Below are 11,219 nucleotides of genomic sequence, written 5' to 3'. Positions count from 1 at the left end.
ATGGAAGCTTACGAAGCCAAAAGCAAAGAGCGACAGCTGCGAGCCCTGCTACGCAAGGCCCGCCAACTCGGGATGGAGCTGGTTCATGCAGCTTAGATTTTTAAGAGCAAAAACAATGAGTTATATTTTGTTTGATGAGAGATCCCTTGGCCGCGAACCGTGGCCGGGGCAAGATCACGGCCGCGTCGAGTTGGTCGACCCGGGCACTGTGGGTAAGATGGGCGCATGATTAAAAACAGCCCGCACTTTTCACTCGACCACCCCCGCCTGCTCGATAGCCTCGTCGCCACCGACAAATTGCTGATCATTCAGGACCTGGATGGCGTCTGCATGGGCCTGGTGCGCGACCCGCTGACCCGGACCATCGAACCACGCTATGTGCAGGCGGCCCGTCAGTTGGCGGGGCACTTCTTCGTGCTGACCAACGGCGAACACATCGGCAGGCGCGGGGTGAACGGCATCGTCGACAGCGCCTGCGAGTCCCCCGCCCAGGCCCGCGCGCAAGGCCTCTACCTGCCGGGGCTGGCTGCCGGTGGCGTGCAATTGCAGGATCGCCACGGCGAAGTCTGCCACCCGGGCGTGAGCGAGGCGGAACTGGCCTTTCTGCAGACGATACCGGGCAAGGCCGAGCGCTTTCTCGGCGAACTGCTGGCCGCGCCGCCCTATGCACTCGCCGCCTCCGCGATCGCGCCCCTGGTTGGCGCCTGCGTGCTGGACAACCTCGCCTCACCGACCCTCAACATCAACAGCCTCTACCAGCATTTCAGCGAGCAACCGGCGCTCTACCAGCAGTTGCAGCGGGCGCTCGAAGCCTTCATGGAGCAGCTGCTGGCGCAAGCCGCCGCCTGCCGGCTGCACGAATCCTTCTTCGTCCACTACGCGCCCAATCTCGGCAGCGACGCCCTGGGCCGGGAAAGGCTCAGGTACAGCACGGGCGACAACGCCGGCACCACCGACTTCCAGTTCATGCTCAAGGGCGCCCTCAAGGAAGTCGGCGTCCTGGTGATCCTCAATCACTACTATCACCAGCACACCGGCGAATACCCGCTGGGCGCCGACTTCAACGCCCGCCAGGCCCCGCGCGAGCGCGACGCCCTGCTGCAACTGGCGCGCGAGCACTTCGACCCACGGCAGATGCCGCGCATCGTCGGCGTGGGCGACACGGTCACCTCGGCCAGCCGCACGCTGGATGGCCAGATCCAGCAACTGCGTGGCGGTAGCGACCGCGGCTTCCTGACCCTGGTGCAGGAGCTGGGCAAGGCCTTCGACAGCGACAACTGCGTGGTCTACATCGACAGCAGCGGCGGCGAGGTCGATCGCCCGGGCCTCGATGCCGCGCACCTGCAGCGCCGGGCGGACGACCCGACCCTGGAGCCCTGGCCGGCAGCCGAGGGCATCAGCGACCCCGCCGACCCGCTCGCTCTGGATGTGGTGTTCTGCGATGGGCCCGCGCAATACGTGACCTTCTTCTGCACCCTGGCCGAACGCTACCCGGGGCGTATCGGCGCCGCGTAGCCGGGCGCAGTCGTGGCTAGCGCGCCGCCAGCAACCGCCGGACTTCCCGCTGCACCATGCTGGCGTATTCCGGCGGCGTCATCTGCGCCAGTTGCGCACGCAGCCATTCGTCCCACTTGCCTTTGCGCTTGCTCTTTTCCCCGACCAGGCGCGCAGCATCGACCTTGGTGCGGTGCAGGTTCTGCTGCCAAATCTCGAACAGACGGGCCTTTTCCGCTTCCTCGACGTTGCGTTGATCGCTGGGTTTGTTTGCCAAGTTGAAGCTCATCGAGCACTCCTGCCGTGGGAAAAAGGGCGCGAATTCTACGCAATTTTTCCGTGTTGGCCAGGCTTGGTTCACTGCATTTCATGCCTCGAGCAAGCCGCGGTCCAAGGGTGGGTTAGCGGCGCATTGCCACAAAATCGATGGTTATTCGGTGCGTGGGCGCCGCGTAACCCACCAATTCGCTCGCCAAAGGCCGTGCACCATGGGTAGCCGGAGCAACGCAGATCCGGCGGGCTGTCGCTTCGCTCCGAGGCCGCCCTACGGTACAGCAGGTCGCCCTACAGCCTGGTGCAAGCCGCGATCCGTAGGGTGTCACTCGCCGCAGGCAGTGCACCATTGGTTCATCGGTGCGGCGCAAAGCTGGCGGGCCATCGCTGCGCTGCGAGCGGAGCCTGTGCGCTTTGCCGCAAACTCTTGGCTCAACTCTTCAGCCGATAACCGGTCTTGAAGATCCAGCCGACGGTGAGCACGCACAGCAGCAGAAAAGCGAAGATCATGCCCAGGCTGAGCACCACGTCGACGTCGGAGACGCCGTAGAAGCTCCAGCGGAAGGCGCTGATCAGGTACACCACCGGGTTGAACAGGGTCACCGTCTGCCACGCCGGCGGCAGCATGCTGATCGAGTAGAAGCTGCCGCCGAGGAAGGTCAGCGGGGTGACGATCAGTGCCGGGACTATCTGCAGTTTCTCCCAGCCGTCGGCCCAGACGCCGATGATGAAGCCGAACAGGCTGAAGGTCAGCGCGGTGAGCACCAGCAGGGCCAGCATCCAGAAGGGATGGAGGATCTGGTAGTCGACGAACAGCCGCGCGGTGACCAGGATCACCAGGCCCAGCACGATCGACTTGGTCGCTGCCGCGCCGACGTAGCCGATGAGGATCTCCAGGTAGGACACCGGCGCCGAGAGCAGCTCGTAGATGCTCCCGGAATACTTGGGCATGTAGATGCCGAACGAGGCGTTGGAGATGCTCTCGGTGAGCAGCGCCAGCATGATCAGCCCGGGCACGATGAAGGCGCCGTAGCTGACGCCCTGGATCTGGGTCATGCTCGAACCGATGGCCGAGCCGAACACCACGAAGTACAGCGAGGTGCTGATCACCGGGGTGGCGATGCTCTGCAGCAGGGTGCGCCAGGTGCGCGCCAGTTCGAACAGGTAGATGGCGCGGATCGCGTAGAAATTCATGCGCGTGCCTCCCGCACCAGGTTGACGAAGATTTCCTCCAGCGAGCTCTGGCTGGATTGCAGGTCCTTGAAGTCGATGCCGTGCTGGGCCAGGTCCTTGAGCAGTTCGGCGATGCCGGTGTGCTCGTGCTGGGCGTCGAAGGTGAACACCAGGGCATGGCCCTCGTCCGCCAGCTCCAGGCGGTGGCCGTTCAGCTCCGCCGGCAGGCTGGCCAGCGGCTGTTGCAGCTGCAGGGTCAGTTGCTTCTTGCCGAGCTTGTGCATCAGCACCTGCTTGTCCTCGACCAGGATGATCCGGCCCTTGCTGATCACGCCGATGCGGTCGGCCATTTCCTCGGCCTCCTCGATGTAGTGGGTGGTGAGGATGATGGTCACCCCGCGTGCGCGCAGGCCGCGGACCATGTTCCACATGTCGCGACGCAGCTCCACGTCGACCCCGGCGGTGGGCTCGTCGAGAAACAGGATCTGCGGCTCGTGGGACAGCGCCTTGGCGATCATCACCCGGCGCTTCATGCCGCCGGACAGCTCCATGATCTTGGCGTCGCGCTTGTCCCACAGCGACAGGTCGCGCAGCAGCTGTTCCAGGTAGGCCGGGTCGGCCTTCTTGCCGAACAGCCCGCGGCTGAACTTGACCGTGGCCCAGACCGTCTCGAACACGTCGCTGACCAGCTCCTGCGGTACCAGGCCGATCTGCGCCCGCGCCGCGCGGTAGTCCTTGATGATGTCGTGGCCGTCGACCAGCACCTTGCCGCGGCCCGGGTTGACGATGCCGCAGATGATGCTGATCAGGGTGGTCTTGCCGGCGCCGTTGGGGCCGAGCAGGGCGAATATCTCGCCCTTGCGGATATCCAGGTCGATGCTTTGCAGCGCCGGGTGGCCGGAAGCGTAGGTCTTGCTCAGTTGCTGGATCGAGATCACCGGTTGCACGGAATAGCCTTGCCTGGGGAAGAGAAAGGCAGAGTGTATGTAATCCAGGGTGGTGGCATGCAAGTGCCGCGTGGGATTTTCACCTCGGGCGTTTGCGGTTGGGATGCGGCCGCGCTCAGGAGATGGGCATCTGCTCGGCGAGAAAATCGATCAGGCTGCGCACCGAGGGCAGCAGACCGCGCCTTGAGGGGAACACGGCATGCACCACGCCGCCGCGCGGCGCCCAGTGCGGGATGATGTCGAGCAGCCGTCCAGCCGCCAGATCGCGCTCCACCACCATGCACGGCAACTGCACCACGCCGACACCATATAGGGCCGCCCGACGCAAGGCGGACATATCGTCGCTGATCAGGCGCGGCCGGTGACGCACCTCGGCCGTGGCGCCATCCGGCCCTTCCAGGCACCAACTGTGCTCGCGGGGCGGGCCCCAGTCCAGGCTCGGCAGGCCGCTCAGGTCGGCGGGCAGCAGGGGTAATTCGCGGCCTTGCATAAATTCCGGGCTGGCCACCAGCCGTTGCGGGCTGTCTGCCAGCACGCGCATCACCAGGTCACTGCTTTCCAGCGGTGGGAAACGCACCCGCAGTGCCAGGTCGAGGCCTTCGCCAAGCACATCGACGCGCCTATTGGTGGCTTCCAGCTGCACCTGGACCTTGGGGTACTCGAGCATAAAGCGACTGAGCAGATCGGCCACCCGGTACTGCAGCAAGGTGGTCGGACAGCTCATGCGCACCAGGCCCTGGGGTTGCGAACGAGTGCGTTCGATCGCCTCCCGCGCGGCCTGCGCCTCGACCAGCATGGCCTGGCAATGGCGCTGGTATTCCTGGCCCAGTTCGGTCACCGAGAAATGCCGCGGCGAGCGCTGCAGCAGACGCACCCCGAGGCGTTCTTCGAGCAGGGCGATACGCCGGCTGAGCTTGGACTTGGGCATATTCAGCGCCCGGCCGGCGGCGGCGAAACCACCGTGTTCGACCACCTGGGCGAAGTAGTAGAGGTCGTTGAGATCGTCCATCATCGTTCTCCAAATAGAACGCTGAGACTAAATTAGCCGGTCTAGCGAGCCAAGTGCTGCACTTCTACAGTGTGTTACATGCACTCAAGGAGGCACGCCATGAAGAAGATTCTCGGTCTCTATAGCAACAACCAACAACACTGGGTCGGCGACGGTTTCCCGGTGCGCTCGCTGTTCTCCTACGACAGCCTGGGCCAACACATCAGCCCCTTCCTGCTGCTCGACTATGCCGGCCCCCACGAGTTCTCCCCCACGCAGCAACGCCGCGGCATCGGCCAGCACCCACACCGCGGTTTCGAGACGGTGACCATCGTCTATCACGGTGAGCTGGAGCACCGTGACTCGACCGGCAGCGGTGGCCTGATCGGCCCCGGCGACGTGCAATGGATGACCGCGGCCTCAGGCATCCTGCACGAGGAATTCCACTCGGCGGCCTTTAGCGAAAAAGGCGGCACCCTGGAAATGGTGCAGCTCTGGGTCAACCTGCCGGCCCGCGACAAGTCGGCTGCGCCGGGCTACCAGACGCTGCTCAGCCAGGACATTCCAGTGCTGCCGTTGGCAGACGATGCCGGCCAGCTGCGTTTGATTGCCGGTGAGTTCGCCGACCAGCGCGGGCCAGCTCAGACCTTCACCGCCATGGATGTATGGGATATCCGCCTGAATACACGCAAGCCAGTGCGCTTGCCTGTTGTCGAAGGGCGCAGCACGGCGCTGATCGTGCTGCACGGCAGGGTGCAGGTAAATGGCGACCAGGCGGTTGGCGAGGCGCAAATGGTGCTATTCGATCGCGCCGGCGACGAATTGCTGCTGGAGGCCGAAACCCAGGCCCTGGTGCTGTTGCTCAGCGGCGAACCGATCGACGAACCGATAGTCGGCCACGGCCCCTTCGTGATGAACAGCCAGGCCGAGATCGCCCAGGCGCTCGCGGATCTGCGCAGCGGTTCGTTCGGCCAGCTGCCGGACTAGCAGGCCAGCCTTTCCCCGCCGCGCGCGCAGGGCGCACGGCCTTTACCCAAGCAAGAGGACATTGCCATGAGCACTCCCTACAAACGTCTCGACAAGGACCAGGCTGCAGTGTTGCTGGTCGACCACCAGACCGGGCTGCTGTCGCTGGTACGCGATATCGACCCGGACAAGTTCAAGAACAACGTGCTGGCCCTGGCCGACCTTGCCAGCTACTTCAAATTGCCGACCATCCTCACCACCAGCTTCGAGGATGGCCCCAACGGCCCGCTGGTGCCGGAACTCAAGCAACAGTTTCCGGATGCGCCCTATATCGCCCGCCCCGGCCAGATCAATGCCTGGGACAACGAGGACTTCGTCGCCGCGGTGCAAGCCACCGGGCGCAAGCAGTTGATCATTGCCGGAGTAGTCACCGAGGTCTGCGTGGCCTTCCCTGCACTGTCGGCACTCGAAGCCGGCTTCGAAGTCTTCGTGGTCACCGACGCCTCCGGCACCTTCAACGAGATCACCCGCGATTCGGCCTGGGCGCGCATGTCCGCGTCCGGCGCCCAGCTGATGACCTGGTTCGGCCTCGCCTGCGAGCTGCACCGCGACTGGCGCAACGATGTCGAAGGCCTCGGCACCTTGTTCTCCAACCACATCCCCGACTACCGCAACCTGATCAATAGCTACACCACCCTCACCGCGGGCAAATAAGCCGGTTGCAGGGCCTGCGAAGGCGCGCAGGCCCTGTTGCTCACCGTCAGTCCACAAACCGGATGGGTTAGCCGCGCAGCGGCGTAACCCATCGAATGATTGATGGGCATCGCTGCGTTCAACCCATCCTAGGGACTGCTGGTCGTACGGAACTTGAGGCCGGCACGCGGCGCCAGCATCATGGGCAACATGGACACCACCTCAGCCATTACCGGCTCGGCCGACACCGCGTTGGCGACTTTCCATCCTGCGGTTGCCGCCTGGTTCCGCCAGCGCTTCGACGAGCCCACGCCGGCCCAGGTCGCGGCCTGGCCGGCGATCGGCGCCGGCCGCTCGACCCTGGTCGCCGCACCCACCGGCTCGGGCAAGACCCTGACTGCCTTCCTCGCCGCCATCGATGCGCTGGTACGCGAAGGCCTGGCCACCGGCGGCGAGCTGGCCGATCGTTGCAGCGTGGTCTACGTCTCGCCGCTCAAGGCGCTGTCCAACGACATCCGCCTCAACCTCGAGGAGCCGCTGGCCGGCATCCGCGCCGAACTGCAGCGCCAGGGCCTGGCCGATGTCGACATCCGCACGGCGGTGCGCACCGGCGACACCAGCCCCGGCGAGCGCCTGGCGATGCGCAAGCGGCCACCGCATATCCTGGTGACCACCCCGGAGTCGCTCTACGTACTGCTCGGCTCAGAATCCGGACGGGAAATGCTGAGCGGCTGCCGCAGCCTGATCGTCGACGAGATCCACGCCATCGCCGGCGGCAAACGCGGCAGCCACCTGACGCTCAGCGTCGAGCGCCTGGAAGCCCTGTGCCAACGGTCGCTGGTGCGCATCGGCCTGTCCGCCACGCAGAAGCCGCTGGACGCGGTGGCGCGTTTTCTGCTCGGCAGCCAGGCGCCGTTGCCGGTAACAGATAGCGAAACTGCATACCCCGAATCGCTCCTCGCTCAGCAAGCAGACAATGACGCTGAACACACCACACTCCAAGCCCCCTCTCCCCATTGGGGTGAAGGGAAAGCAGCGCCGCCGATAAACCTGCCTGTCCACGCCCCCGCCTGCCATATCGTCAACATCGGCTACACCCGCACCCGCGACCTGGCCATCGAAGTCCCGCCCGTGCCGCTGGAAGCGGTGATGAGCAACGAGGTCTGGAACAAGGTCTACGACCGCCTGGCCGAGCTGGCGCAACAGCACCGCACCACCCTGGTATTCGTCAATACCCGGCGCCTGGCCGAGCGCGCCTGCCGCCACCTGGCCGAGCGCCTGGGCAGCGCCGCGGTCGCCGCCCACCACGGCAGCCTGGCCAAGGAGCTGCGCCTGGACGCAGAGCAGCGCCTCAAGCGCGGCGAACTGCGGGTGCTGGTGGCCACTGCCTCGCTGGAACTGGGCATCGACATCGGCGAGGTCGAGCTGGTCTGCCAGCTCGGTTCGCCGCGCAGCATCGCCGCCTTGCTGCAGCGGGTCGGCCGTTCCGGCCACAGCGTCGGCGGTACGCCCAAGGGCCGGCTGTTCCCGCAGTCGCGCGACGAGCTGATCGAGTGCGCCGCCCTGCTCGACTGCGTGCGCCGCGGCGAACTGGACGCCCTGCAGATCCCGCGCGCGCCGCTGGACGTGCTGGCCCAGCAGATCGTCGCCGAGGTGGCCTGCCGCGAGTGGCGCGAGGACGACCTGTACCGGTTGCTGACCCGCGCCGCGCCCTACATCGGCCTGCCGCGGGCGACCTTCGACGCCCTGCTGAAGATGCTCGCCGAGGGCTACAGCGGCCGCCGCGGGGTGCGCGCCGCCTACCTGCACCGCGATGCGGTCAACCACCGCCTGCGCGGCCGCCGCGGCGCCCGGCTGACCGCGCTGACCAGCGGCGGCACCATCCCCGACAGCGGCGACTACAGCGTGCTGCTGGAACCCCAGGGCCTGCCGATCGGCACCCTCAACGAGGACTTCGCCATCGAGAGCATGGCCGGCGATATCTTCCAGCTGGGCAACCAGTCCTACCGCATCCTGCGCATCGAGCCGGGCAAGGTGCGGGTCGAGGATGCCCGTGGCCAGTCGCCGACCATCCCCTTCTGGCTCGGCGAGGCGCCGGGCCGCAGCGACGAGCTGTCGGCCGCGGTGGCGCGGCTGAGCGAGCAGGTGGAGGCGTTATTGGGTGAGACCGAGTCGACGGATGCAGCCCTCACCCCCGGCCCCTCGGCTTGGGCATCCTGCGTCGCCCTACCTCCTACATCCATGCAGTCGTCTCCCGGATGGCGAGGGGAGCAAGGCACCGCGCTGAACCACGCAAGCGTCTGGCTAATGCACACCATCGGCCTCAACGAATCCGCCGCGCAACAGATAGTCGACTACCTGGCCCGCGCCCGCGCCGCCCTCGGCGGCCTGCCGACCCAGCGGCGGCTGGTGATGGAGCGCTTCTTCGATGAATCCGGCGGCATGCAGTTGATCATCCACTCGCCCTTCGGCAGCCGCCTCAACCGCGCCTGGGGCCTGGCCCTGCGCAAGCGCTTCTGCCGCAGCTTCAACTTCGAGCTGCAGGCCGCCGCCACCGAGGACGCGCTGATCCTCTCGCTGTCGACCAGCCACAGCTTCCCGCTGGACGAGGTGTGGCGCTACCTGCATTCCAACAGCGCCGAGCAGCTGCTGATCCAGGCGGTGCTGGACGCGCCCTTGTTCGCCGTGCGCTGGCGCTGGAACGCCGGCGTCGCCCTGGCCCTGCCGCGCGTCGCCGGCGGACGCAAGGTGGCGCCGCAGTTGCAGCGCATGCGCAGCGAAGACCTGCTGGCCACGGTGTTCCCCGACCAGGTGGCCTGCCTGGAAAATATCGTCGGCGAGCGCGAGATCCCCGACCACCCGCTGGTGGCGCAGACCCTCGACGACTGCCTGCACCAGGCCATGGACTGCCAGGCCTGGCTGGCCCTGCTGCGGCGCATGGAGGCCGGCGACATCGAGCTGCTCGCCCGCGACCTGCCGGCGCCCTCGCCACTGGCCGCGGAAATCCTCAATGCCCGGCCCTACGCCTTCCTCGATGACGCGCCACTGGAGGAACGCCGCACCCAGGCGGTGCAGAACCGGCGCTGGTCCGAGCCGGCATCCAGCGACGACCTCGGCGCCCTGGATGCCGAGGCCATCGCAGCGGTGCGCCAGGAAGCCTGGCCCGAGGTGCGCGATGCCGACGAGATGCACGAGGCGCTAATGAGCCTCGGCGCCATCAGCCAGGCCGAGGCGCAAAGCAATCCCGGCTGGCCGGCCTGGCTGACGCAGCTGGCCAAGGGCAAGCGCGCCACCTGCCTGCATCTGGATGGCGCGCCGGCGCTGTGGCTGGCGGCCGAACGCCTCAGCCAGTGGCAGGCGCTGCACCCGCACGCCATGTTCAAGCCGACGATCCAGGCGCCGGCCGGCTTCGATGCCGAGTGGCAAGCGGACGCGGCCCAGGTCGAGTTGCTGCGCGCCCGCCTGAGCGGCTTCGGCCCCCTGCCCTTGCCACGGATCGCCGCCGACCTGCAACAGGATGAAGTGGCAATCAACCTCGCCCTGCTCGCCCTGGAGCGCGAAGGCTACGTGCTGCGCGGGCGTTTTTCGCCAGAGGGTCTGGAAGAAGAGTGGTGCGAGCGCCACCTGCTGGCGCGCATCCACCGCTATACGGTGGGGCGCCTGCGCCGCGAGATAGAGCCGGTGGAGCGCGCCGACTTCATGCGTTTCCTGTTCGACTGGCAGCGCGTGGCGCCAGCCAACCGGGTGCGCGGCGCCGAGGCCCTGGCCGGCGTACTGGGCCAACTGGAAGGTTTTCAGGCCGCGGCCGGCGCCTGGGAAAGCGAGATACTGCCGAGCCGGGTCAGCGACTACGGGATCAACTGGCTCGATGACCTGTGCCGCTCCGGGCGCCTGGTCTGGTGCCGTCTGGCCGGACGCAGCCGCGCCGCCGGCGGCCCGCTGCGCAGCACGCCGATCGTCCTGCTGCCGCGCAAGCAGCTCGGCCAGTGGCGCGCCTGCCTGGGCCAGGCGCCGGCGGCCGAACCCTCGCCGCGCGCCGAACGCCTGCGCCAGGTCCTGGCCAGCCAGGGCGCGCTGTTCTTCGACGAATTGCAGGAGCAGGCCCACCTGCTGCGCAGCGAGCTGGAGGATTGTCTCGGCGAACTGGTCGCCCTCGGCCTGGCCAACGCCGACAGCTTCGCCGGCCTGCGCTCGCTGCTGTTGCCGGCGGCCAAGCGCAGCCAGCAGAAGCGCCGCGCCCACCGCGCCTTGGCCAATATGCAGGACGCCGGGCGCTGGGCGCTGCTGCGCGGCCGCGGCGAGCAAGCCGAGAGCACGCCGAACGCCGAGGCCCTGGAACATGTCGCCCGCACCCTGCTGCGCCGCTATGGCGTGGTCTGTTGGCGCCTGCTCGAACGCGAGGCCGACTGGCTGCCGTCCTGGCGCGAGCTGCTGCGGGTCTACCAGCGCCTGGAAGCGCGCGGCGAGATCCGCGGCGGGCGCTTCGTCGCCAGCGTGGTCGGCGAACAGTTCGCCCTGCCGGAAGCCGTCGCCCTGCTGCGCGAGGTGCGCAAGCGCCCCGCCGACGGCAGCCTGATCGGCCTGTCCGCCTGCGACCCGCTGAACCTGGTCGGCACCCTGCTACCCGGCAGCAAGGTGCCGGCGCTGGCCGGCAACCGCCTGCTGTACCGCGACGGCGTACCGGT

The 11,219-nt window shown here is 67.2% G+C and carries 9 protein-coding genes; 5 read left to right on the top strand and 4 right to left on the bottom strand.

Annotated features, from left to right (window positions below; all coding sequences use genetic code 11):
* Positions 1-229 (top strand): hypothetical protein (locus ABZE94_RS16335; protein WP_372876541.1); only part of this gene is annotated, 229 nt, incomplete at its 5' end.
* Positions 226-1,515, top strand: a complete 1,290-nt coding sequence (gene stpA / locus ABZE94_RS16330) for a glucosylglycerol 3-phosphatase (protein WP_372876540.1) — start codon at positions 226-228, stop codon at positions 1,513-1,515. The genes ABZE94_RS16335 and stpA, both read left to right, overlap by 4 nt.
* Before the next feature lie 16 nt (positions 1,516-1,531).
* Here stpA and ABZE94_RS16325 read toward each other — a convergent pair whose 3' ends face one another.
* The 4 genes from ABZE94_RS16325 to ABZE94_RS16310 form a co-directional block, all read right to left on the bottom strand.
* Positions 1,532-1,783: a hypothetical protein gene (locus tag ABZE94_RS16325; protein WP_372876539.1), complete on the bottom strand. Its 252-nt coding sequence runs from the start codon at positions 1,781-1,783 to the stop codon at positions 1,532-1,534.
* Positions 1,784-2,199: 416 nt separating this feature from the next.
* Entirely contained in the window at positions 2,200-2,961 is a 762-nt protein-coding gene (locus ABZE94_RS16320) for an ABC transporter permease (protein ID WP_372876538.1), read from the bottom strand.
* Positions 2,958-3,887: an ABC transporter ATP-binding protein gene (locus ABZE94_RS16315; protein WP_372876537.1), complete on the bottom strand. Its 930-nt coding sequence runs from the start codon at positions 3,885-3,887 to the stop codon at positions 2,958-2,960. Before ABZE94_RS16315 ends, ABZE94_RS16320 begins: the two co-directional genes overlap by 4 nt.
* Before the next feature lie 115 nt (positions 3,888-4,002).
* On the bottom strand, positions 4,003-4,899 hold the full coding sequence (locus tag ABZE94_RS16310; protein WP_372876536.1) for a LysR family transcriptional regulator: 897 nt from the start codon (positions 4,897-4,899) through the stop codon (positions 4,003-4,005).
* A gap of 96 nt (positions 4,900-4,995) precedes the next feature.
* Between ABZE94_RS16310 and ABZE94_RS16305 the strand changes: the two genes are divergently transcribed.
* The 3 genes from ABZE94_RS16305 to ABZE94_RS16295 all read left to right on the top strand — a co-directional run.
* Complete coding sequence (locus ABZE94_RS16305; RefSeq protein ID WP_372876535.1) at positions 4,996-5,862, top strand: pirin family protein; 867 nt, start codon at positions 4,996-4,998, stop codon at positions 5,860-5,862.
* Positions 5,863-5,928: 66 nt separating this feature from the next.
* Positions 5,929-6,555, top strand: a complete 627-nt coding sequence (gene ycaC, locus ABZE94_RS16300) for an isochorismate family cysteine hydrolase YcaC (protein WP_372876534.1) — start codon at positions 5,929-5,931, stop codon at positions 6,553-6,555.
* Between the two features lie 180 nt (positions 6,556-6,735).
* A partial coding sequence (locus ABZE94_RS16295) for a DEAD/DEAH box helicase (protein WP_372876533.1) occupies positions 6,736-11,219 on the top strand: 4,484 nt, incomplete at its 3' end.

It is taken from the genome of Pseudomonas sp. (assembly GCF_041601375.1).
GTDB lineage: Bacteria > Pseudomonadota > Gammaproteobacteria > Pseudomonadales > Pseudomonadaceae > Aquipseudomonas.
Note: the sequence above shows the minus strand (reverse complement) of the source record. Positions and strands in the feature narration are given on the sequence as shown.

Bases quoted from the DNA above. Each gene is read 5' to 3' on its own strand.
- stpA (WP_372876540.1), top strand. From the start codon at position 226: ATGATTAAAAACAGCCCGCACTTTTCACTCGACCACCCCCGCCTGCTC.
- ABZE94_RS16325 (WP_372876539.1), bottom strand. From the start codon at position 1,783: ATGAGCTTCAACTTGGCAAACAAACCCAGCGATCAACGCAACGTCGAG.
- ABZE94_RS16320 (WP_372876538.1), bottom strand. From the start codon at position 2,961: ATGAATTTCTACGCGATCCGCGCCATCTACCTGTTCGAACTGGCGCGC.
- ABZE94_RS16310 (WP_372876536.1), bottom strand. From the start codon at position 4,899: ATGATGGACGATCTCAACGACCTCTACTACTTCGCCCAGGTGGTCGAA.
- ABZE94_RS16305 (WP_372876535.1), top strand. From the start codon at position 4,996: ATGAAGAAGATTCTCGGTCTCTATAGCAACAACCAACAACACTGGGTC.
- ycaC (WP_372876534.1), top strand. From the start codon at position 5,929: ATGAGCACTCCCTACAAACGTCTCGACAAGGACCAGGCTGCAGTGTTG.